Genomic DNA, 24,216 nt, shown 5'->3' with positions numbered 1-24,216 from the left:
TCTAACTATATCAACAGTGTACTATTGGCTTTCCGCGAAACACAATAGCGATGAATAGCAACGGCAGGTCTTCTGACTCGCAGCCAGACATACACTTGCCTTCCCGAAAAATTGTCAGTGGCAACACGATGTGATGTCCAAAAACGACTGCTCACAGCAGCGGGACTATTCGGGATTTGCACCCGATTCCCTTTTCATCTGATTCATTCAGAACCAATTGCTACTGCAAATATACGGTTTTTTACGCAAGAGACCGAATATCTACACTGAAAGTTGCAAGATAAACAATACGACAATCGTTGGTGAGCAACGGAAGATGCCTTTATGTGCTTGGAGAAATGTCAAGAAAAAGTGCCAAAATTTAACACTTCTGAATGTGCTGTTTTAGAAAAAATATGGGGATAAAAAATCGTAAAATATCGCTTTTTTACCTTGGAAACATGACTTTGACTGGCTATATACATGAGTTAATGGTGCTATAACATGCAAATAGAGGCACAAAGTGCATGTAACAAATGGGCTAAAAGGCTGTGATAAGGCACAAAAACAATGAGTTTTCAGGGCTTTCTCAACGATATATCCTTGTAACTCATTTATTGACTGCTACTTAACAAACTTTCAAAATACTACGATATTTTGCAACAAGTGAGACTCTGTTCAGAAATATGCGAAATATGGAGAGCCATTTGTAAAAATTATTCTGAAAAAATAAGTCCTCAACTACAGCTTCTTCGGACGGAGTGTCTCGGCAAATTGCACCTTGCATCGGCACACCTCCTGCTCCGCAGACTGCTCCTTTGCTTGCCTTATAATGCGCACCGCATAGGTGAGCTCGCCCAACGTCTCGACATCGAAATGTAAAGTATCGCCTCCATAGGCTTCAGCGACGTACGCCACATCAATGCGCTTGATGGGGTGCGTGGCATGAAAGGTCATCGGCCAAAGATTTAACAAATGCTCGATGTACTTTACACTGTTGATGTGTCCATTCATGTCCACATCGCTATATGTTGTAACGAGAGTATGCCATCGTTGAATATTGTCGGTCATTTTGACTCTCGAAACAGCATCAATGGGACACAGATATTTGGCATCTGTACACCGCTTGACCCGTCCGTCATCAAAGGCAAGAATGTCAGTAGGCTGTCGCGTGTCGGTATCAATTAACGCCCAGACGCTTCGACCATATCCATACACCTTTCCACCCCTGCCAAGAACGGAAAAATTACGATAGGTAAACCACTTCATCGTTTGCTCTATCCACGTTTCCACCTCAAACTTGTCGTATGCCAAAGGTATTTCGTTCATCTCAATGGCGAAGCGCGACAGCACCCAAGTCTTGTGCATGGGCTGCAAAACTGTCATGCCGAAACCTCGTTCGTGGGCATGAAAGTCGGCAGCATTGAGCAAGTGATTGCCCAAATGCGAAAGGAATAATCGACCAGAGAAATCGCAATGGAAAGGTTCTGCTAAGAAAGTGTAACGGCCAACAGTATCAAGATGGTTCATATGTAGGATGTTAATGGGTTGTGGATATACGTCTTTGCCCTCCGAAAGCTGGTAGACAGCACAAAGATAAGAATAATTCGTGACCCGCAAGCACGGTAAAGACCTAAAAAATCCCGATACTCACAGAGAACATCGGGATTTGTACTATAAAATGAATGCAAATATTATTCTACATTGGTGTCATCGTTGAATGTAGCCACACGGTTGAAATCATATTCCTTGAACAGCTTATCTGTCACACCCATACCAACAACTGTCAAGCGGTTAGGAGCAATCTTATACTTGTCTACGAGCAAGTTCTTGACATTCTTAGCACGATTCTCTGACAGACGTTGGTTCAGCTCTGCAGGACCTTCTGGAGAAGCATAACCCTTGATGGTTATCTTGGCATCCTTGTGATTCTTCATGTAGTTGGCAATCATCTCTACGTTTGGCATCTGAGAACGGTCTACAACGCTCTGGCCAACACGGAAGAGAACCGTTGGTTGCAGGTTAGTGGCAGTAGCTGGCTTTACATAAGCCTTGCGTTTGTTGCAATCATCAAGTGCTTTCTGCAAGTCAGAAATCTGACGATCTTTGTCGGTGAGCTGTGCATTCTTACCACTCAAGTCGTTACGCAAGCTGTTGATTTGGGCGTTAAGACCGTCAATTTCAGATTGGTCACGCAGTTTGGCGATGGTAAAGTTATTGGTTCCGTTAGAGTTAGGGAACTTATAAACAAAACCACAGTTAAGCTGTGTGAATGATTTATTCAAATTATATTCAATAGGTTGTGTACCATCTCCATTGAGAGCCCATACAATAGCTGGCTCTACATAGAACTGCCAAGCCTTGTTTGAACCCAAATTGAATACAAAGTCGATAGCTGCTTTCGAAGTTAAGTTATCGTGGTTCATTTGGTGGTATGCCTCTGTATTACCAAAGAGGTGTCCCCATCCATAACCAAAGAGTCCTACAACCTCAAATCCACGTGGCTCTCCAGGATAACCACCAAACCAATTACTGAGGTTAACTGTACCCAACAAACTGGTATTTAATGCTCTGACAGCTGTGCCAGTAGATTCGTAGGGCTTATTTGAGAAGTAAGCATTGCTCTCTGCTGTCAATCCAAATACAGGTGTGAAATAACGACCTAAACGGAGACCCGCATTGGGGTTAAGATTATCCATCCAACTATGACCAGTCGATTTTGTTGCTACGCCACCATTAATGCCAATGTAAACATTGTCATACGATTTGCTTTCTGTCACTGTCTGTGCTGAAACAGATGCTGCCATGAAAGCTGCTGTTAAAAGTAATCCTAATCTTTTCATCTTTTTAAAATTAAAATAAATAATGTGTATATTTTGATTGTACTATTTACAAAGTAAAGAAAAAAAACGTAAATAAACAAATAATCCGGAAAATATTTTACATTTCAAGGGGTTAAATTGACATACATTCAGAAATTAAGCCCTATTTTAAGTTCTTTTATTCTTTATTTTTTAGTTAGTTCTAAAAGAATTGGCTTTGTCATATTTTGATCTTACAGTCATATAAAACAAACTCAAAATCTGACAAAGCCACTTGATAGTCTCCGCTTAATAAGACTAAGCAAGAGCAACGATTATCGATAATATTCCTTCTTTCCAGCCGCTAATGTATTCGTCATCAACGAACAAATAGTCATTGGACCTACGCCACCAGGCACTGGAGTGATATAACTACATTTAGGAGCCACCTCATCAAACTTCACATCTCCATTGAGTCGGAAGCCACTTTTGCGTGTACTATCGGGCACGCGTGTGGTGCCTACATCAATCACAACGGCACCTTCTTTAACCATATCGGCTGTCACAAAGTTTGGAATGCCTACTGCTGCAATAACGATATCAGCCTCACGACACTCTTTCTTGACATTAACAGACTGGCTGTGACATACCGTGACGGTCGCATTGCCATACTCTTTTTGCATCATCAACTGTGCCATAGGCTTACCAACGATGTTGCTTCGTCCAAGAATCACACATTTTTTCCCGTTTGTATCAATGTCGTAATGTTGTAATAAGGTCATAATGCCTAACGGAGTGGCAGAGATAAAACAAGGAAGTCCTATGGACATTCGCCCTACATTAATGGGATGAAACCCGTCTACGTCTTTCTTATAGTCCACAGCCATCACGATTTTCTCTTCATTGATATGTTTTGGCAGAGGCAATTGAACAATAAAGCCATCGACATTATCATCATGATTGAGCTTGTCTACACACTTCAGCAATTCTTCTTCTGTGACATTCTCCTCATAACGGATAAGGGTAGACTCGAAACCACATTCTTCACAAGCCAACACCTTATTCCTTACGTATGTCTCACTACCTCCATCATGGCCTACCAAAACTGCCACCAAATGTGGTCTCTTGCCACCTTTGGCGACCAATTGTTTTACTTCTTCAGCTATCTTTGCCTTGATAGCAGCAGCTGTTGCTTTTCCGTCAATCTTTTGCATCGTTTTACTATTTATTTCGTTCTTTGTTATGATCACATTTTAGGCATACCCTTCATTCGATTCATCATACCAGCCATTTTGTTTCCAGTCACCATTTTCATCATTTTACGTGTCTGGTCAAACTGCTTTATCAATCGGTTCACCTCCTGAACATTGGTACCACTGCCCTTAGCAATGCGCTGTCTGCGAGAGGTGTTGAGTATTTCTGGATTCGTTCTCTCTTTGGGAGTCATACTCTTGATAATAGCCTCAATGCCTTTGAAAGCATCGTTATCAATATCAATATCTTTGATTGCTTTCCCAACTCCCGGTATCATGGCAGCCAAATCCTTGATGTTACCCATCTTCTTGATTTGCTCTATCTGCTTAAGGAAGTCGTTGAAATCAAACTTGTTCTTTTGTATTTTTTTCTGCAAGCGTTTCGCTTCTTCTTCATCAAACTGCTCTTGAGCACGCTCTACCAAAGAAACAATGTCGCCCATGCCTAATATTCGGTCTGCCATACGCGACGGGTGGAACACGTCAATGGCATCCATTTTCTCACCTGTTCCTACAAACTTAATGGGTTTGGTAACCACTGTACGAATAGAAAGGGCTGCACCACCTCGCGTATCACCATCTAACTTGGTGAGAACCACACCGTCAAAGTCCAATCGGTCATTAAACTCTTTGGCGGTATTCACCGCATCCTGACCTGTCATTGAGTCGACAACGAACAAGGTTTCATCAGGATGAATGGCATTTTTGAGTTGAGAGATTTCATTCATCATCTCTTCATCGACAGCCAATCGACCAGCCGTATCGACGATAACCACATCGTTACCTTTGGCTTTGGCTTGTTGTATGGCTTGCTGTGCAATAGCGACAACATTTTTATTATCAAGTTCGCTGTACACTTCTACACCGACTTGTTCGCCAACAACCTTTAACTGTTCGATGGCAGCAGGACGATATACGTCGCATGCTACCAACAGAGGGTTCTTCTTTTGCTTCGTCTTCAGCATGTTCGCCAACTTACCTGTGAAGGTAGTCTTACCCGAACCTTGCAAGCCAGACATCAAGATAATGGCAGGTTTGCTATCTAACTGAAGTCCTACAGCTTCACCGCCCATCAACTCTGCCAACTCATCATGTACTATCTTGACCATCAATTGACCAGGCTTCACAGCCGTAAGCACATTCATACCCAAGGCTTTTTCCTTAACCTTATCTGTAAAGTTCTTTGCTACCTTATAGTTCACATCGGCATCCAACAAAGCCCTACGGACATCTTTCAAAGTCTCTGCAACGTTAATCTCAGAGATTTTTCCCTCACCTTTCAGTATTTTGAATGATCGTTCTAATCTTTCACTTAAATTCTCAAACATAGCTTTATTTATCGTTTTCTGTTATTCCTTTCCATTTCTATGCACAATTCTGCATTCATTTTGTACGACTATTGGAGAGGATGAATTTATTTTCTCTTGGAACAAGCGCTACAAACCATAGATATCTGTTCCCACTATACGCTACAAAAGTAATACTATTTTTTCATACTACAAGGGAATAAAAATAGAAAAACACTAAAAGAGATACACCACAGCCTTTACTTTTGCCAGTTGATGCGCATCACTAAGGGCAGATGATCACTAAAACCATTGAGATAACGGGGTCCTTGATAATTGCGACGGGGCTTCACTCCTCCGTATTTTTCATCCTTCTCTAACAAGAATGGCGCATCATGAACATAACATTCTTGTACCAATTCCGCAGAAGACTTATCCAAAAAGATATGGTCTAAACTACCCCACTCGCCCCGAAAGCGATAAGTTGCTTTTGCTCCATGTGTGCCTTTCGCATTTGCCGACACTTCAACAAGCCCACTTTGGACAAGCCTCAAGATATTTTTGTCAGATGAATAATCGTTGAAGTCGCCCATCACCAAGATGCGAGGACGGGTAGATACTGACCGTATGGAATCAATCGTTTGCAACAAAATATCACCCACAATTCGTCGATGACTTCGAGTGAAGGATTCTCCTCCCATCCTACTGGGTGCATGAACCACGAAAACGTGCAACGTATCACCCGTCACAATCCTTCCCTTCGCATACAATACATCTCGTGTAGGACGCATATCCTTAACAGGATGAATAGGAATGGCATACCAATCAAGCAATTGGAACGAGAATGGACTATACAACAATGCCACATCAATACCACGCTCATCGGGCGAATGTGTCATCACATACTCATACCGAGCATGACGTAAAAGTGAACGGCGGGTCAATGCAATGAGGCAACTATCATTCTCTACCTCGCATAAGCCCACCATATCGGGCAGCGACCACCCATTGGCAGACTCGCCACAAGAAAGAATGGTTTGCCCTATACGGTTTATCTTAGTCCAATAGCGATGTGGGGTCCAATGATAATCAGAGGTGGGCAGAAACTGTTCATCATGCTTCAGACTGTCGTGTTGACAATCGAAAAGGTTTTCACAGTTCAGTTCCACCACCGTGAATACACCTAACAACAGGCTCAGCACATACGTCATCGCTACTCCATTATATGGATTTTCCGAAACGTAAAGGCTGCTTTCGACTACTTAGATACAAACCCGTTAGTATCAATGCCGTTCCCACAACAAAATAAACAGTTATCTCCTCGTGTAATATCCATGCTGCAAAGATAATTGTAGTAACAGGGTTCACATACACATAATTAGTAGCCTGCAATGCTCCTAAGCGCAACATCACCCACGTCCACAACCAGAAACAGAGCATAGAAGCGATTGCTCCAAGGAACAAGAGATTGTACAATATCTTAGGTTGCATCAATGTCTCAATACTGGGAAAGCCAGGTTCGAAAGCATAATAAGGCAACACGGTGAGCAAACCATAGAAAAAGACCTTTCGAGTAATGAAGGTGGTAGGATATTTCTCATTGGCTTTTTTGAGCAATAGCGAATACACTGCCCAGCTGATACAAGCTAACAAAGCTAACGAATCACCGAGTGGAGAAAGATTAAGCACCAATTGACCGTTGAGAACTACGGCTGCCATTCCCACAAACGAAAAGGCTGTACCAATGATTTGCCACTTACCAAGCGGTTCGCTCCTGAACCATATCCGATGAAGCAGCATGGTGAACAACGGACACGAACACACAATGAGCGACACGTTCATAGCTGTCGAATAACCCAATGCCACGTTTTGTGCCAAAAAGAACACCGTCCCTCCTGTCAAACCCAGTCCTGCCATCAGCAATTCATCTTTCCATGTACGAGCAAAAATATGCTTATGAAAAAACAATAACATCAGCACATAGGCTATTAAGAAACGCAATGTGTACACTTCTGCTGGTGAAATGCCACTTTGTATCAATACTTTGGTGGAGATGAAAGTAGACCCCCATATCGCTACCGTTAGGAAAGCGACAACGTGATAGAACCACATGATATAAATATATTTAAGCTTTTAAGTTAATTTGCGATGCAAAGCTACAAATCTTCTTTCATATTTTGCCTTATTTTAGTAAGATATTTTTTCATTCCTTCAGCATCTTTGTCATCAATCACCTGCAAAAGTTCTTTTAATTCCTCTCGTATCTGCGACACTTGGTCGTGTGTATAGGGATTGAAAAGTATTTCTTGTAACAAGTAATCATCTTCGTTCAACACCCCACGAGCTATCTGCATATGGCGCTTAAAGGTCGTTCCCGGCGCATCTTGATGCTTCATCACGGCAGCAAAGACAAAGGTGCTAACAAACGGAATGCTTAATGAATAAGCCACCGTTTGATCGTGTTCGTCAAAGGTGTATTCGTAGATATTTAATCCTAATCCACGGTATAGCTCCTTAAAGAAGATGCGTCCCATATAGTCACCCTCACTAATAACAATCGCATTTTCTTGACTTAGCTGGTGTAAATTGGCAAATGTGGGGCCAAACATAGGGTGAGTAGACACGTAAGGATGGGGAGTTGAGTCATAAAATGCTTTCAATCCTGTCTTCACCGAACTAATATCGCTCAAGATACACCCTGTTGGCAAATACGGCATCACCTCTTGGAAAGCAGCAATCGTGTACTTCACCGTAACGGCATTGATAACTAATTCGGGTTCAAAATCACGAATCTCCGCTAAAGAAGTAAACCGCTGACAGTTGTAAGTGAACCGCATACGCTGGGCATCTTTTTCATATACTGCTACTTGGTGGTCGAAACTCAGCAGGTCAATGAAGAAACTTCCCATCTTACCTGCACCCATTATTAATATTCGCATAGCTTGTTTTAATTCATAATTCTTAATTCATAATATAGTTGACAAGTTGACGAGTTTACAAGTTCACCAGTTGATAGTCTTATAAGCAATAAGTCTATTTACTTGTCTCCTCGTCAACTTGTAAACTCGTAAACTCGTAAACTTGTCAACTATATTATGAATTAATGATTTTCAGTTGTTGCCTCACGCTCTCTTGGTGTATCTCTTCAAAGATATTTGCCACACTCTCTGCTGACAGCCCATATTGTACACCTTGCTTTCCACGCTTTTCTAAGATTTCACTGTATCTATTTGATTGCAAAACGGTTAAATTATGTTCCTTCTTATACTGCCCTATTTCACGACAAATGCGAAGTCGTTTACTCAGCAAATTCATCAGTTGGTCGTCTAACTGGTCTATTTCTGCGCGCAAATTTTGCAAATCATCGGTTGTTGTATATTCATCTCGCACTACCAACTTAGACAAAATGGCATCTAACTCCTCTGGAAGAACCTGCTGTTTTGCATCGCTCCAAGCAGAATGAGGGTTGCAATGTGACTCAACAATCAGTCCTTCGAATCCCAAATCCATGGCTTGTTGACAAAGTGGAGCTATCAGTTCACGTTTTCCACCTATATGACTGGGGTCGCAAATGATTGGAAGCTGCGGGATGCGGCGATGCAACTCAATGGGAATTTGCCACATAGGAAGATTGCGATACATAGATTTTTCATAACTTGAAAAACCACGATGTATGGCTGCTATGCGCTGAACGCCTGCCCTATTGAGACGTTCCATGGCTCCCATCCATAACTCCAAATCTGGATTAACAGGGTTCTTTACAAACACGGGGATATCTACTCCTTGCAGTGCATCAGCCAAAGCCTGCATGGCAAAGGGGTTAGTTGTCGTGCGAGCCCCTACCCACAGGAAATCCAATTCATATTTCAAGCACAATTCTACATGCTGTGGTGTAGCCACCTCAGTAGACACCAACATGCCTGTCTCCTGCTTTACACGTCTCAACCATGACAAGGCTTCCTCTCCTTTCCCTTCGAAACAACCGGGTTTGGTGCGGGGTTTCCACACACCAGCCCTAAAATTATGGCATCCTTTCCTTTTCAATTGCCATGCTGTCTCCATGACCTGTTGCTCTGTTTCGGCACTACAAGGTCCGGCAATGACAAAAGGACGCTTTACATCGCTTTGTAAATTGAGTGGTAATAAGTCTAATTCCATTTCATTTTTCTATTTTCTATCACCTTTGACACAATGGCAAAGGTAAATATTTTATCCATATAAATATTTCTAATTGCTCGTTTTGTTCAAATTCTCCCAGTTATTTTGAAGACTTTGTTACATCATAGCCGACTACCATGCCTTTGCCTGAAGGCGCATCAAGGCTTCGTTCATCTTTGTTTCTTTGGCACAAAGTGATATTCGGATATAGCGTTTTCCGTTGCTACCAAATATAAATCCTGGGGTGATAAAAACGTTCGACTTGTGCAATACACGTTCGGTGAGTTGCTCGGCATTCTTATATTTGACAGGAATACGCCCCCATAAAAACATCCCCACTTGTGCATGATCGTAGCTACAGCCCAAGACTTGCATTATCTTCTCGGCTATCTTGCGACGCTCTTTGTACACCTTCACATTATTTATATAATGCCACATTTCGTCATTGGTGTTGTATGCCTCAGCTGCAGCCAACTGAATACCACGAAAGGTGCCACTGTCTATGTTGCTTTTTATCTTGAGAATCCACGAAATATACGTTGCATTCGATGCGCACAAGCCCACTCTCCACCCTGGCATATTAAAGCTTTTCGACATAGAGTTGAACTCTATGCAGCAATTTTTGGCTCCCTCTACCTGCATGATTGACAAGGGACGGTCGTTGAGTATGAACGAATAAGGATTGTCATTGACAATCACAATATTGTGTTTTTGTGCAAATGTCACTAATTTCTCATACGTCTTCAATTGCGCATTACCACCCGTAGGCATGTGAGGATAATTGGTCCACATCAGTCGAACCTTTGTCAAATCCATTTGTTCTAACTCTGCAAAGTCGGGCTGCCATGCATTCGCCTCTCGTAAGTTGTAATTGAGTACCTGTACTCCCAACAATTTGCTCAGCGAAGTATAAGTAGGATAACCTGGATTGGGAACCAAAACGGCATCACCCGGATTGCAAAAAGCCAGCGTGACGTGCAAGATACCCTCCTTACTACCAATGAGTGGCTGTATTTCGGTTTGTGGATTGAGCCTCACGCCATACCACTTTTCGTAAAATCGTGCCATGGCTTGGCGCAATTCTGGCGTACCACAGGTGGGTTGATAGCCATGTGTAGAAACGTCGTTGGCTACTTCGCAGAGCTTTTGAACCGTTTGATGAGATGGCGGCATATCAGGACTACCTATGGCAAGTGAGATAATATCATTTCCCGAGGCTTGTAGCTGTGCTACTTCTTTCAGTTTCTTACTGAAATAATATTCTTGTATTTGGTTCACACGTTGTGCAGGTTGAATGTCCATTTTGTTGTTGATTTTATAGTTAGACCACGAACTTATCGTTCAAACTTCTTCATCTTAGTTCTTCCGACCTCATGGTGACAGGAAGAATTGTTTTGCGTTCTCTTCATCTCCTTATCTGTTCTACGAGGCATTACAAGCGAAAGCCCCGCTTTCACATATAGTGAAGCGGGGCTTTCATGGGATTATTTTTTTGAATTGACTATGGCACACAAACTTCCGCTTCACAAGTATTTGTAAAGTAAAGATAGAAGTAATAGAAAGATGCGCACACGTAGTTCAACATATTTTGTTCTCTTTTTTATTGCTTGCAAATGTATAATATTATTTTGTAACTCACAAACATTTTGCTCGAAAAAATAAGAAAACAACAGACAAAAAGATGCTTTTAGTGCATTCACACTATCAAATATCAATATTTCGTAGCCTTAATTGGCGTCTTCTTGACAATATTCTTCTGTGCTTTTTGATTGACTTCCGAGTAGTGAGCGAAAGATATTGATACCTTTATAACTTTAATAGTTGCTGATAGACGGATGTTGTTAGGACATCTGTACGTTCCCATTTTGGCCATTCAGCAACCGAGCGTACAAAGTCATGTCCCACCTTTTTAGATTGACCATAAGTAAACTTGGCATTGATATATCCTTCATCGCCATCACGAGCAATAATGAAACAGTGCAAAGTCTTTCGATAGCCCACTATTTCATCGTCCTTCTCTATCTTTTCTAAAGTCCAATCTTTCTGTGGAATGGCAACGGACAGGATGTTTGCCTTGGGATATTTTTGTCGAAACAGCTTGGTACACTGCGTGCGAAACGCCAATGCCGAATCGCCTTTATATATGTCGGTGCTGTACAAGGGCATATAGTAAGAACCATTCACCCGTAGCAAATCTGCCTTACTGTACAAACGATCATCGAACCCGATAGCATCGCCGAGTTCATGACCTGCTTGTTCCAACTCTTTTTTGGTTTGTTTCACGAACTTAGAGACCTTCTCTTCAAAGGTCTTTTTCTTTTTATTTGGCTGCTGTGCAGACATATTCAAAGTGGCTCCTAACAACAAGAAAGCCAAAAAAATGGTTGTTTTTTTCATTGTCATCTCTTCTTTTTTATGCTGACAAAAATAGTACAAAACAGCAAAGAAGCAAAAAAATAATTGATAATTAAAATAAAATTACCCTTAAAAGTTTTGTTGTATAGGCACAATCATCTATCTTTGCTCACCATGAAGAAGTGGTATATTCTCCCCTTGATAGTGCTATTTTGCATGCCTATTGGTGCACAAGAAAACAAGAAACAGTTACCGTCGAAAACCGAAAAGACAGACACTGTAACCTTTGTCCAGCCACATACTGCTGGCGCATCAGCCCAACCGCTAGTGAATGGCTATCTGCCAGCATTGTCAACCACAGACAGCGACTCACTTCATTTGCCAACCCTCAACCTACAAGGGCAGATGATGTCCAACTATTGGTATCCCTATTACAGTACTGGCTGGTATGGTTGGGACTTGCATCAAGGGCTAAACGTGAATTTAGGGGCTTCTGTTTTCGGGTTTATTGGTAAGAATGCACCGAGCGGAGCAGGCTTTACACAAAATGTATCGGCAATGTATGCCATGTCGTTGAACAAGAATTTATCTCTTGCAGTGGGTGGCTATCTCAATCGTCTCAGGTGGAATCACCAGTCATATCATGATGCAGGACTCTCTGCCGTATTGGGTTATCGCTTCAACGAACGGTGGGAAGCCTATCTCTATGGTCAAAAATCACTGCATCAAACCATGCCCATGTTTCGCCCTCTCTACGATATGACGTCAATGGGCGACCGCCTGGGAGCGGCTGTAAAGTATCATTTCAATCCTTCGTTCAGCATACAATTGTCAGTAGAACGTGGGTGGATGCCCAACAATCGTCACACTTACTTTGACCAATATAATTATCCAGTGCCAAAATAATTTGCAAAAGCTTAAAAAAATTCTACTTCTTGTACTTTAATCGCAAACTATTCAGCACCACACTTACACTTGAAAATGCCATTAAAACACTTGCCCACATGGGGGTAATCTGAAAGTTAATGCCAAAGATGTACAACACTCCTGCCGCCAAAGGAATGCAACTCAGGTTATAAACAAACGCCCAAAACAAGTTTTGCCATATCATCCGTACCGTTTGTTTGCTCAAACGTATGGCTTGCGGTATGCGCCTAAGATCATCACTCATCAAGGTCACTTGTGCTACATCCATTGCCACATCGGTTCCTTTGCCCATTGCGATACTCACATCTGCCAATGCCAACGCTTGCGTGTCATTGATGCCATCGCCCACCATGGCTACCTTTTTGCCCTCATTCTGCAACTGGCGCACCAAATTCTCTTTGTCTTGGGGTAGCACTTTACTATAAAAATGCGATATACCTGCACACGCTGCCCAATATTTTACAGTATCGTGACGGTCGCCACTCATCATATACACCGCTATGTTCTCTTGCTTTTGCAATATTTCCATGGCTTCACGAGCATGCGGTTTCAAGGTTTCTCGTGCCTCAAAAGATAAATCATCTGCCTCTGTAAAGTCTATTTGTTGGTTGGGAATGGTGAGTGTACCTGTCTTATCCACAACCATGGCATCTACACTTCGCAAGGCTTCTAAGGCTGTAGCATCCTTGATAAGCACATTCATCTGTGCTGCCTTGCCCATTCCCACCATCAGTGCGGTAGGTGTTGCCAAGCCCATAGCACACGGACAAGCAATGACCAATACCGAAATGGCTGACAGTATAGCATGTGGCAACAATGCGTTACCACCTACAACCCACCACAAAACAAACGTAAGCAAAGCCAACAACAGCACTACAGGAACAAACACCAGTGCCACCTTGTCAACAATACGCTGCACGGGGGCTTTGCTTGCCTGCGCCTGTTGCACCATTTGTATGATTTGTGCCAATGCTGTATGCTCACCCACCTGACGAGCTTTGAACTGAAACTTGCCTTGCGAGACCACTGTTCCTGCCAAGACGTCTCCACCTTCACGCTTCAATACAGGCGTTGGTTCACCTGTTATCATACTTTCATCAACATATACGCCAGTACTGTTCATGAAACTTGTTGCCGATGTTACAATGCCGTCTACTGGAATCTTCTCACCTGCACGTACTTCTACCGTATCACCTATTTTAATTGTGGCAAGTGGAACCTCTTGTATGCTGTCTCCCTGAACCAAATGTGCCGTCTTTGGAGAGAGTCCCATCAGCTGCCGTATACTGCTTGCAGCACTGTTTCGAGCCCTTTCCTCCAACAATCTTCCTGTCAAGACAAAGGTGATAATCATCACCGAAGCATCAAAATAGGTGTGGCATTCGATGCCTCGACTGCCCCAAACCTGCTCGCCGACAAAAGTATTGAACACACTAAACAAGAATGCAATGCCCGTAGAAAGTGCCACCAACGTATCCATATTGGCAGAACGATGTAGCAACTGTCGCCATGCGTTGGTGAAAAATGCTCGTCCACAACATATGAAATTGGCGAGAGCCAAGAGCAACGCTACCTGATTAACGATATTTTTCGCCCCTAAATCAATCCACCTCATCGATACAGCCATGCACAACACGGCAAAAACCCAAGAGAGAATGACCTTTCGCCTCAGCAGACTGTATTCATTCTGCTCTATTGCTTCCACAGATTGTTCTTCGTCTATCACGAGGTCATAACCTATGTTATTGATGGCACGTTTCATCTCTTCGGGCGAAATCACAAGCTCATCATAGTCTACCAAGGCACTTCTACCAGGCAAGCTCACCGCTGCCGAGTGTACACCTTGCAAGGAATTGAGCGTTCGCTCCACATGGGCAGAACAAGCCGCACATGCCATTCCCACTACTGGTATTGTTTTCTTCATCATGTTGTGTTAAAAAGTTGACGAGTTACTGAGTTAAAAAGTTGACAAGTTGGCAAGCTAAATGTGTAAAGAGTTATCACACTTGGAAGTCGTAACCTGCTTCGTCTACTGCCTTCTTCATCTCTGTTGGGCTTATTAACTCCTCATCATAAGCCACTTCAGCAGTGTGATGCGCCAAATCAACCTTTGCAGACTCAACTCCTATTAAACACGATAAACGCTTTTCTACCATAGACTTGCAATGTTCGCAAGCCATGCCGTTAATTGTAAATGTTTTCTTTTCCATTGTTCTATGTTTTGATTGAACACTGCAAAGATACATCCTTTATCCACAAAGCGTGTTATGGAATTTTGGGAGAAAATTATAAAAAAAAGATATTAGATAGTGTCCAATCCTCTACGCATGTTTTGCTTCAATGCCTTGAATTGCGAGGGTGTCATGCCCGTGATTTGCTTGAATTGGCTCGACAGATAAGCTACGCTCGAGTAATTGAGTTTATAAGCTATTTCGGTGAGCGACAACTGATCGTAAAAAATAAGCTCCTTGACACGTTCAATGCGCTGCAGAATGAAATAACGCTCAATGGTGATACCCGTAAACTCACTAAAGAGCTTGCTCAAACTGCTATATTCACTGTGCAACTGTTGTGCCAGATAGTCAGAGAGGTTGAGCTCGGAGCGGTTGTCATGATAATGAACCAAATCGACAATGAGAGTCTTGATGCGGTCGATGGTTTGCTGCCTTTTGTCGTCAAGTAGCTCAAACCCCAGTTGAAGCAAATCTTTTTGAAGCATTTCCAACTGTTCTTTGCTGAGCTCTTCAGCTAATCTTACCACCCCTAACTCTACAGATTGAGGTGCGATATCCATCCTTTGTAGCAACTGCCGCACAGCCATAATGCAGCGGTCGCACACCATGTTCTTAATGTACAACACACTTCCGCCGACAGATGTTCGTTTCCTATCGGAATTCAATGACTTTTGCTGATTTTTCATCTCATTTCTCTCTTTCCTTCAAACAGCATGAAGTATTTCCTGCAAATTTAGCGAATTAGTTTGTAAATGCCATACACGATGTTTGTATTTTTGGTTCGTTCTAACCAACCTACGGCTGAAGAAGCATGCTTACTCATGAAACAGCTCCATGGAAGAAATAAAAATTGAGCTTTTGGATGATGGCGTTTTTTCTTGATAACACACCGCTTAACGCTATCCGTATTCTCAATCTTTTGAGTCTCTCATCACAAATACGTCAAATATGAACTAACAACGAAAATCTCTACACTTCAATACACTAAGATAACAACAAACCGACATGAATTTAACTCCCATGCTATTTCAGGGGAAAAGCATTGCTAAAAGCTACGAATTTGCATGCCGTTGGCGGGCAAAACAGACTGTATTGTCTCACAAAATAGACTGTTTTACAATGAAAAACAGACTGTTTTGCTCACGTGAGGACTTACTCTTTTACCACAAACATCATACCATACACTTGCAACCTTGTCAAGATGTCCGATGGGTGGCATCGCTCTTCTGCGCCTGCGTCAACTCCCTAAACGTAGCATACAGCAATGGCAAGGTAATGAGAAGCGAGCAAATATCGCTGCAAGCCTGACTCATCAGCACGCCCTGCAATCCTAAGAATTGAGGTAATATTATTACCAAAGGAATGAAGAAAAGACCACTGCGCGAGGCAGCCAGCAGATTTGCACGGAACGTCTTACGAATGGTTTGCATCAACATATTAGACATAAGGAAAAACGCCATGGCGGGCAACGACACCAATTGCCAGCGTAAGGCTTTCGTCCCAATATTGATCACTTCAATATCGTTCCTAAACAGCTCCACAATACCATCGGAAAACACCCATCCTAACACGCTACAAGCCAACAAGAAACAGGTTCCAACCTGCACACTGAACCAAAAACCACGTCGAACACGACTATATAGGTGTGCTCCATAGTTGAATCCGCAAAACGGTTGGAACCCATGTCCTAACCCAATGACCGATGCCATGACAATCATGGTAAATCGATTGGCAATAGACATGGCAGCAACGGCTGCATCGCCATATTGGGCAGCAGCCACATTTAACAAGATACTGGCAACACTGGTGAGCCCTTGACGCGACAGAGAAGGTGTACCACCAGCTAAAATTTCCTTGACATAGATCCAAGAGAACGAGAAGTAACGAAAACTGATGCGCATACTACCGCCATAACGGGTCATGTACAGTAATACCAAGAAACTGGTCAACTGTCCCAGCACCGTAGCCAAAGCTGCCCCTGTGATGCCCCAATCAAACAGAAAAATAAAGATAGGGTTCAGTCCTACATTGATAATAGCCCCCGAAACGATGCCCCACATGGCAAACGATGCATTGCCTTGAAAGCGCATTTGATTGTTGAGACACAATGAACCAGTCATTAAAGGGGCACCTAACAAGATGATGCCTAAGTATCGTTTGGTATAAGGAAGGATAGTAGGAGTACTACCGAGCCACACCGACAAAGGCTCTAAGAATAGCAAGCCTATCACCATGATAACCAAGCCCGAAGCAATGGCGTAGACAAAGGCAGTAGACGCCATGATTTGGGCATGATGCCGTCGTTGCGCTCCCAACTCGCGAGCCATGTAATTGCCAGACCCATTGCCAAAAAAGAAGCTGAATGCCTGAATAACGAACATCACAGAGAACACAATGCCCACAGCGGCAACCGCCTGTGTGTTAATCTTTCCAACGAAATAAGTATCGGCAACGTTGTACAAACTCGTCACCAACATGCTAGCAATGGTGGGTACTGCCATGGTAAGAATGACACGCCGAATGGGTCCTTGCGTCAGGAAGGTATAATTGTCTCTACGCTGTAGCATACGATATTCACAAATTTTGGTGAGCAGTGGACGATGAGAAAGATACGCCCCTGCTCCTACTTTGTCACCCCAGCATCATGCTTTGGTGGCATAGATATGGTTGCGATAGGGACACAACCACCCCCATGGTTAGGATAAGGATTCTTTTCGGTCGGGATTACGACTGATAGTGAATCCATTAGCTTGGTGGGTAGCCAGTACCAACACTTCGGCTATCTGCACATGTTGGGGAGCTTGAGCGGCATAAAGCACCACATCAGCAATGTCCTCACCAGTGAGTGGCTGGATGCCCTCATACACATGATGTGCTCGGTCTTGGTCACCATGAAAGCGAGTAACACTGAAATTGGTTTGTACCAATCCCGGTTTGACGGTTGTCACCCTCACTGCAGTATCCACAAGATCTACTCTCAGTCCATCGCTCAAAGCCTTGACAGCGGCTTTGGTGGCACAATACACATTGCCATTGGCGTAAGCAACATCTCCTGCCACAGAACCTATGTTGATAACATGCCCACGATTGCGAGCCACCATACCTGGTACAATCAATCTGGTCATCGTGAGTAATCCCTTAATATTGGTGTCTATCATCGTATCCCAATCGTCGAAACTTCCTTCATATTCTGGTTCCAATCCTAACGCCAACCCAGCATTATTGATCAAGACATCAATGTTACGCCACTTTTCGTCAAGCGACTCTACGGCTTTGGTAGCTTCCTCGCGATGACGAACATCAAAACAAAGGCACAAAACTTGGATGGGGAAAGCTGCTAACTCTTGTTTTAGCGCTTCTAAACGTTCTTGTTTACGACCTGTTAGAATGAGATGATAACCACTCTTAGCAAATGCGAAGGCACAAGCCTGACCGATACCGCTGGTAGCTCCTGTAATAAATGCAATCATAGAAATAGATTTTCAAAAGCCCTCCCCTGTTGAGCGAAGTGAATTGCTAACAGAGTAGGGCTGGTAAGTTGTAAGATTTATTTGTGTTCTAATAAGATTTGTACAATACGTTCGGCACTCCTTCCATCCCATCTATCAGGTATGGAACTCTTCTTCCATTCTCCTGCCACCATCTGATCCATGGCTTGTGCCAAGAGGGTGGTATCCTCGCCCACCAAAACGTTAGAACCTTCCTTCACTGTCTCAATATGCTCGGTGTACCGATTGAGCGTGATGCAAGGAACACCATGAAACGTTGCCTCTTCTGCCACATTACCGCTGTCGGTAATAATGCCACAAGCATGGGCTGTGAGATAGCCAAATTGTAAGTATGTAAGGGGTTCTATCAATTGAAAGGCTGGGTAATCGTTACCAATAAGTCTCTTTACGACCTGTGCTGCACGACCACGTAAGGGAGCTATAATCTTTCTGCCACCACATCTATCGCCTATCACACGGAGTAATGAGCGTAGTAATTCTTCATTGGACAGCAATGCCTTTCTATTCAACGTAAAGACGAGATACGACCCATCCTCAATATTTAACTGACTAAGGATTGTAGGGCGTTGTAAACGATTGCGGTTGTAACGAAGGGTATCCATGAGGATATTACCCACTAAATAAATCTTCGATTGCTCCGCTCCTTCACGAGTGGCGGTACTGTTGCTCTTCATTCCTGCAGTAAACAACAAATCACTAAGCCCGTCAATGACCAATCTATTGATTTCCTTCGGCATGTTGATGTCAAAACTTCGGGTGCCTGCCACCAAGTGAGCCAATGTAATACCCTGCTTTTTGGTGACGATAGCAGCTGCTAATGTCGAGGCTAAGTCGTCCACAACGATAACAACATCGGTGGGATGACTTTGCAAATAATGCTCAAAACCTGCCATGACGCACCCTGTAAGCTCGTTGAGATTGTCGCAATCTACACCTAAATAAGTATCAGGACGTGGCATTTGCAAGTCGTCGAAGAGTGAGTTTTCCAGTGTAGGGTCGTCCTCCCTGCCCGCATAAACCAGTTGGTAAGTAATATCCCTACCCTCATTAGCTGCTTTGTTGATAGCCCTTATAATAGGTGCCACTTTGATGAAATTGGGGCGTGCCCCTGCTACGATACAGATATTCATTGCAATATTTTTCTACAAAGTTAGACTTTAATTTGCTCACTTGCAACGGATAACACAAAAAAACTTGAAATTTGCCTTTGAAAATATGAACAATACCGCCATTGCTAACTCACATTTTCCTTGCCACAGCTGTAAGTTTCAATACTTTGTACTCCTTATTTTTTCACAAAATCCTATGGCTACCTCATTACATGACCCTTTGGCAGCATCAAATACAGGTTCATCAAAATCAATAAACCTGTATTTCTTAATGAGCAATAGCAAGTCCTTCTCTGTGTGTTTTTCACTACTTAAAATAATTGGGGTAAAACCACAGACTTCTTTATCCCCCTGCGGATATACTCTTGGCTGTTTAGATGTTGGAGCAAAGCAAACCACCCTGCTGAAGCATGCGTAGTGCAGAAATCAACATTATAGATGGTGTGCCCATATTATTGCCAAGAGAAATGCGCAACATCATCTGTTTCAAGCTTTCCCACCTATATTCGCTATGCGGACGAATCTCTATAATAAGATGTGGCAGAGTGACGAACGATGAGCCTATCATCTGTATCACTCTGCCAAATTATTTTATTCTCAAGGTTAAAAAGACACGATATTCGCTGTATGGAAGAAGCTACTGGGTTTGCTTATTTTCGCTTCATTCCACATTGATTTATCGGGAACAATATTGAATTTCTATTCTGTCTTGAACAAATCCTTTATACCTCCAATGCTTCCGAGCAAGTTGGTAGCCTCGTAAGGCAAATAGACTGTCTTGGATTGGTTACCAGAAGCCAACTCTTGCATCATGGCGATGTACTTCTGTGCCAAGAGGTAATTAGCAGGATTGGTACTCTGCCCCACTGCCTCAGTAATCTTCTGAATGGCAATCGCCTCTGCTTCTGCCTTGCGAATGCGTGCTGTCGCTTCACCTTCGGCATAGAGAATGGCCTGCTGCTTGGTAGCCTCGGCACGGTTGATAGTGCTGGTCTTCTCGCCTTCGGATTGCAAAATGGCAGCTTGCTTCTCGCCCTCGCTGGTTAAAATAGTAGCACGCTTGTTACGCTCTGCCTGCATCTGTTTCTCCATGGCCTGCAACACACTCTCAGGAGGTGTGATGTCCTGCAATTCGACGCGGTTCACCTTGATACCCCATTTATTAGTGGCATCATCGAGAACGGCACGAAGTTTGGTGTTAATCGTGTCGCGCGAGGTAAGCGTTTGGTCCAATTCAAGTTCACCAATAATGTTACGCAAGGTTGTTTGTGTAAGCTTTTCTATGGCATTGGGCAGGTTGTTGATTTCGTAAACTGCTTTGAATGGATCAACAATTTGGAAATACAGCAATGCATTAATTTGCATTTGGATGTTGTCTTTGGTAATCACATTCTGCTTGTCAAAATCATATACCTGCTCACGAAGGTCGATACTGGTACTGTAAATATATCGTCCTCGAGTCATGGTGACTATCGTTTTGGCACGATCGATAAAGGGAATGATGACATTAATGCCTGGACTAAGGGTGGCATAATACTTTCCGAGCCGTTCCACAATTTTGGTTTCAGACTGTGGAATAATGATAATTGCTTGCTTGACAAAGATTAACGCCAAGACTACAATTGCTATTAATACGTAAGTTGCTATCATAATTTATTGCTTTGATTAATATTCTACGACTTTTACAGGCAAGGTTCCACTGTAACAATGATGCTATCCATCTTGATGACACGGACACGCTCTCCTGATTCAATTTGTGACAAATCACTGCTGACGGCTTTCCACACATCACCGTCTATTTGGACATATCCGCTGCCATTGGCATGGATAGTCTCGACAACTGTCCCCTTCCTGCCAATGAGTGCCTCGGCATTGCTGACTCGAGTCTCGCCAGAAGCATGTAAAGCATGTAACAAGGGAGGACGAATGAAAATGATGCTGAGAACAGAACCGACAGCAAAAATAATGACCTGAAGCCATATCGGCAAGTCAACCAGTGCGCTAATCATGGCAACAAGAGCCCCCAAAGCAAAACAAGTGACAAAGAAATCGCCCGATCCCAGTTCGATAATCAAGCACAGCATGGTAATGATAATCCAGACCAGCCATAAATGTTGCGATAAATATTCAAACATTGGTTTAAGGATTTGAAATACTATAAAAATTGAAGAGATAAGTCATACCTTGAGTAAGTAAAAACTTCCAACATGAGGAAATGATTGCTCTTTTGACAAAGATAATTATTTTGATTGGACAGTGCAAGAGATTTTTCCATTTTTTACGATATCTTTCTTACAAAAACTCGCTAAAAGTGTAGAGGAAGTGCTATTCGTTGGCTGTATCTGTTCTAAAAGAGAATTCTTAAATTTTGAAATAACATGACAAAAAGTGCACCTTTTGAGTTGACTGTAGGCAGATAAATAGAAATGTGTGAAAGGTTCATAAAACTAAAAAACTATGGCAGATGATGAGGTCTACCATAGTTGAATATAACGGTTGCGCATAGAACAATGATTCAAGACTCGACTCCTTGCGAATCCATGAAAAATAGATGCGTATTATTGAGCATTCTTATACAAGTCGGAAACAGAAACAGACTTCACGTTCGAGTTAGACTGTGACTTAAATCTTTGTTTCGTGCTTTTTTTCAAGACAGGTGCAGCAGTCTTACCATGACCATGATAATAGGTTAAGGCTGTAGGCATCTCACGCTCTAAAGCTGCAATACGCTTACTGTCAGAGGGGTGCGAACTGAACATGTCACTATGTGCTTGCTGCCCTGAAGACATGCGTTTCCAAAATGGAATAGCCTCACGAGGATCATAACCAGCCATGGCTGCAAAGATAATTCCCATCTTGTCGGCTTCCGTCTCATGCGCACGAGAATATTTCAAGCTTCTGAATTGTAAGCCCTGTTGCGCTACTATTTGAGCCAATTGCGTGGTGGTAGAACCCACTCCCATTGCTCCTAAAGCACCACCTAACACCTGAACGCCCACATTGTTACGAATTTGCGCACTCATCTGCTCTGCACTGTGGCGCGCAACAGCATGTGCTATCTCGTGACCAAGCACCACGGCAAGAGCCGCCTCGTTTTGAGTATAGGGCAACAAGCCTTCATATACTACAATCTTTCCACCTGGCATACAAAAGGCATTGACTTGCTTGTCAGCCACTAAATTGAACTCCCAACTATAATGACTCAACTCATTGGACAAGCCATTTGTACGGAAAAAGGTTTCTACTGCATTCGCTAACTTATGACCTACACGCTTCACCATCGCTGTTTGGTTGGCATTTGAAGAGAGTTTTGCAGACGCAATAAACTTACGATATTCCTGATTACTTAAACTAAGTACCTGCTCATCAGACACCATCAAACTTTGATGACGCCCTGTGATAGGTACAATACGTGTAGTTCCACAAGCTACAAGAAGCGTTGTAACAAGCGAGAACAATAAAATCTTTACTTTATTCATAACTTCCGATTTAATACTTTCGCTATTGCAAACTTACAAAAAAAATGATACATGCGGACAATAGTTCATTAAAATTTGAGATAAAGCTGGGAAAGTGACAGGTTGTACTGAACCTAATTGATTCACTAAGCCCGGCTGAGGTTGAAATTCGTTCAGTAGACCTGCTCGCAATGGGTTCCGTAATATTCCATCTGAGTGACATTTATTTTTCTTTGTATCGCCATGTACGATATTATATTAGAATTAACGGAGTATTGATTGCATAATAAAGACGAAAAGAAAGCCTTTCAACGCTATGAAGAGCTGCAAAGACGCAAAGCCATGTTCTATCTGCCAGGAGAAACGGCTATGGCACTAAGCATTGTCGAGCAAATAGCAAAAGCACAGCCGGTTGTAAACAAAAGTTAAATGTCGAATATTTTATTGCAAATCATTTGGTTTATAAAATAAACTTATCTAAATTTGCAACTGTAATCATCAGTGTTCGAAGAGAATAATGCTAGCTAAAGCAAGTGAGAGTCGACCTCCTTGCTTCTCTTTTTCCAAAGATGGTTTATAAAATAAACTAAATGTTTAACCAGACACATCACGCTTGATATATGCAATAAGTGTGTCGCAATAACGTAACGAAAATGGAAGAGAAGAAGATTTCGGAGCAGGAGAGCCTTGAGCTTATCACTCGAATGATAAACCAGACAAAGAAGGATTTATCTGTAGGCAATGGTGACAGTTTCCTTATATGGGGCTACCTTAGTGCTGCAATATCGTTGGCAGTAATTGTCATGCTGCGCGCAACCAACGACCCAAAATGTGGTTGGCTTTACTTGGCCATACCGATAGCAGGATTCGCAGTCTCAAGTATAAAGACCTACATGGCAAAGCGCAAGAGTCATGTGGCAAGCACTTATGCAAGCAACACTATAAATAAATATTGCTGTCCGGTAAAACTCAAAAGAGCATAAATATCTTCCCCGAAGCCCCGTAAAATAGGACTTTTAGGTTTATTTTTTAAAAGTAAGCCCCCCTAATCGAAAAGACTTGGTTCAGGTGGCGCTTTTTGCATCTCCTTTGCAAGGAAATCATTCCAAGTTTTTTCGGGATTTTCCATGAATGCGATAAAATCAAC

The 24,216-nt window shown here is 42.6% G+C and carries 23 protein-coding genes and 1 riboswitch; of the genes, 3 read left to right on the top strand and 20 right to left on the bottom strand.

Annotated elements, in window-relative coordinates:
• Positions 1-44: 44 nt before the first annotated feature.
• A riboswitch (cobalamin riboswitch) is annotated at positions 45-233 on the bottom strand.
• Positions 234-720: 487 nt separating this feature from the next.
• From DEM91_RS01705 to DEM91_RS01660, 10 genes are all read right to left on the bottom strand, one after another.
• The gene (locus tag DEM91_RS01705; RefSeq protein WP_249857719.1) at positions 721-1,509 is read right to left on the bottom strand and encodes an acyl-[acyl-carrier-protein] thioesterase; all 789 of its coding nucleotides are present in this window, start codon (positions 1,507-1,509) and stop codon (positions 721-723) included.
• Between the two features lie 164 nt (positions 1,510-1,673).
• Entirely contained in the window at positions 1,674-2,822 is a 1,149-nt protein-coding gene (locus DEM91_RS01700; RefSeq protein WP_028900771.1) for an OmpA family protein, read from the bottom strand.
• A 293-nt stretch (positions 2,823-3,115) separates the two neighbouring features.
• On the bottom strand, positions 3,116-3,994 hold the full coding sequence (gene folD / locus DEM91_RS01695) for a bifunctional methylenetetrahydrofolate dehydrogenase/methenyltetrahydrofolate cyclohydrolase FolD (protein WP_249857717.1): 879 nt from the start codon (positions 3,992-3,994) through the stop codon (positions 3,116-3,118).
• 32 nt (positions 3,995-4,026) lie between these two features.
• Entirely contained in the window at positions 4,027-5,361 is a 1,335-nt protein-coding gene (gene ffh / locus DEM91_RS01690) for a signal recognition particle protein (protein ID WP_249857709.1), read from the bottom strand.
• A 218-nt stretch (positions 5,362-5,579) separates the two neighbouring features.
• A complete protein-coding gene (locus DEM91_RS01685; RefSeq protein ID WP_195252151.1) occupies positions 5,580-6,530 on the bottom strand; it encodes an endonuclease in 951 nt (316 codons plus the stop codon).
• A gap of 10 nt (positions 6,531-6,540) precedes the next feature.
• Complete coding sequence (locus DEM91_RS01680; RefSeq protein ID WP_036930055.1) at positions 6,541-7,431, bottom strand: DMT family transporter; 891 nt, start codon at positions 7,429-7,431, stop codon at positions 6,541-6,543.
• Between the two features lie 44 nt (positions 7,432-7,475).
• The gene (locus DEM91_RS01675; RefSeq protein WP_249857707.1) at positions 7,476-8,258 is read right to left on the bottom strand and encodes a prephenate dehydrogenase; all 783 of its coding nucleotides are present in this window, start codon (positions 8,256-8,258) and stop codon (positions 7,476-7,478) included.
• A gap of 154 nt (positions 8,259-8,412) precedes the next feature.
• Entirely contained in the window at positions 8,413-9,477 is a 1,065-nt protein-coding gene (locus DEM91_RS01670; protein WP_249857705.1) for a bifunctional 3-deoxy-7-phosphoheptulonate synthase/chorismate mutase type II, read from the bottom strand.
• A 132-nt stretch (positions 9,478-9,609) separates the two neighbouring features.
• Positions 9,610-10,779, bottom strand: a complete 1,170-nt coding sequence (locus DEM91_RS01665; protein WP_249857703.1) for a pyridoxal phosphate-dependent aminotransferase — start codon at positions 10,777-10,779, stop codon at positions 9,610-9,612.
• A 504-nt stretch (positions 10,780-11,283) separates the two neighbouring features.
• Positions 11,284-11,874, bottom strand: a complete 591-nt coding sequence (locus DEM91_RS01660) for a teichoic acid biosynthesis protein B (protein WP_249857701.1) — start codon at positions 11,872-11,874, stop codon at positions 11,284-11,286.
• A gap of 132 nt (positions 11,875-12,006) precedes the next feature.
• On the opposite strand from DEM91_RS01660, the gene DEM91_RS01655 reads away from it, so the two are divergent.
• Positions 12,007-12,738 carry a transporter gene (locus DEM91_RS01655; RefSeq protein WP_249857699.1) on the top strand — a complete coding sequence of 244 codons (732 nt, stop codon included), beginning with the start codon at positions 12,007-12,009 and terminating at the stop codon, positions 12,736-12,738.
• Between the two features lie 22 nt (positions 12,739-12,760).
• On the opposite strand, the gene DEM91_RS01650 is transcribed toward DEM91_RS01655, so the two are convergent.
• The 10 genes from DEM91_RS01650 to DEM91_RS01605 all read right to left on the bottom strand — a co-directional run bounded on the left by DEM91_RS01650 (position 12,761) and on the right by DEM91_RS01605 (position 23,090).
• Positions 12,761-14,683, bottom strand: a complete 1,923-nt coding sequence (locus tag DEM91_RS01650; RefSeq protein WP_249857756.1) for a heavy metal translocating P-type ATPase — start codon at positions 14,681-14,683, stop codon at positions 12,761-12,763.
• 76 nt (positions 14,684-14,759) lie between these two features.
• Positions 14,760-14,969: a heavy-metal-associated domain-containing protein gene (locus DEM91_RS01645; protein WP_008123085.1), complete on the bottom strand. Its 210-nt coding sequence runs from the start codon at positions 14,967-14,969 to the stop codon at positions 14,760-14,762.
• A gap of 92 nt (positions 14,970-15,061) precedes the next feature.
• Positions 15,062-15,679, bottom strand: a complete 618-nt coding sequence (locus DEM91_RS01640) for a helix-turn-helix domain-containing protein (RefSeq protein WP_249857697.1) — start codon at positions 15,677-15,679, stop codon at positions 15,062-15,064.
• A 510-nt stretch (positions 15,680-16,189) separates the two neighbouring features.
• On the bottom strand, positions 16,190-17,560 hold the full coding sequence (locus DEM91_RS01635; RefSeq protein WP_249857695.1) for an MATE family efflux transporter: 1,371 nt from the start codon (positions 17,558-17,560) through the stop codon (positions 16,190-16,192).
• A 129-nt stretch (positions 17,561-17,689) separates the two neighbouring features.
• The gene (locus DEM91_RS01630; protein WP_410525613.1) at positions 17,690-18,469 is read right to left on the bottom strand and encodes an SDR family oxidoreductase; all 780 of its coding nucleotides are present in this window, start codon (positions 18,467-18,469) and stop codon (positions 17,690-17,692) included.
• Positions 18,470-18,540: 71 nt separating this feature from the next.
• Positions 18,541-19,632 (bottom strand): non-hydrolyzing UDP-N-acetylglucosamine 2-epimerase, encoded by a 1,092-nt coding sequence (gene wecB, locus DEM91_RS01625; protein ID WP_249857691.1) that lies wholly within the window; start codon positions 19,630-19,632, stop codon positions 18,541-18,543.
• A gap of 352 nt (positions 19,633-19,984) precedes the next feature.
• Positions 19,985-20,188 (bottom strand): hypothetical protein, encoded by a 204-nt coding sequence (locus DEM91_RS01620; RefSeq protein ID WP_249857690.1) that lies wholly within the window; start codon positions 20,186-20,188, stop codon positions 19,985-19,987.
• A 122-nt stretch (positions 20,189-20,310) separates the two neighbouring features.
• Complete coding sequence (locus DEM91_RS01615; RefSeq protein WP_249857684.1) at positions 20,311-21,261, bottom strand: SPFH domain-containing protein; 951 nt, start codon at positions 21,259-21,261, stop codon at positions 20,311-20,313.
• Positions 21,262-21,293: 32 nt separating this feature from the next.
• The gene (locus DEM91_RS01610) at positions 21,294-21,746 is read right to left on the bottom strand and encodes an NfeD family protein (RefSeq protein ID WP_249857682.1); all 453 of its coding nucleotides are present in this window, start codon (positions 21,744-21,746) and stop codon (positions 21,294-21,296) included.
• A gap of 423 nt (positions 21,747-22,169) precedes the next feature.
• Complete coding sequence (locus tag DEM91_RS01605; RefSeq protein ID WP_249857681.1) at positions 22,170-23,090, bottom strand: M48 family metallopeptidase; 921 nt, start codon at positions 23,088-23,090, stop codon at positions 22,170-22,172.
• A 258-nt stretch (positions 23,091-23,348) separates the two neighbouring features.
• On the opposite strand from DEM91_RS01605, the gene DEM91_RS01600 reads away from it, so the two are divergent.
• Positions 23,349-23,498, top strand: coding sequence for a hypothetical protein (locus tag DEM91_RS01600; protein ID WP_249857679.1), 150 nt, complete (start codon positions 23,349-23,351; stop codon positions 23,496-23,498).
• A 224-nt stretch (positions 23,499-23,722) separates the two neighbouring features.
• The gene (locus DEM91_RS01595) at positions 23,723-24,052 is read left to right on the top strand and encodes a hypothetical protein (RefSeq protein ID WP_249857678.1); all 330 of its coding nucleotides are present in this window, start codon (positions 23,723-23,725) and stop codon (positions 24,050-24,052) included.
• The last annotated feature ends 164 nt before the right edge of the window (positions 24,053-24,216 follow it).

It is taken from the genome of Prevotella sp. TCVGH (assembly GCF_023522295.1).
GTDB lineage: Bacteria > Bacteroidota > Bacteroidia > Bacteroidales > Bacteroidaceae > Prevotella > Prevotella timonensis.
This window is presented reverse-complemented; position numbering and strand designations above follow the sequence as displayed.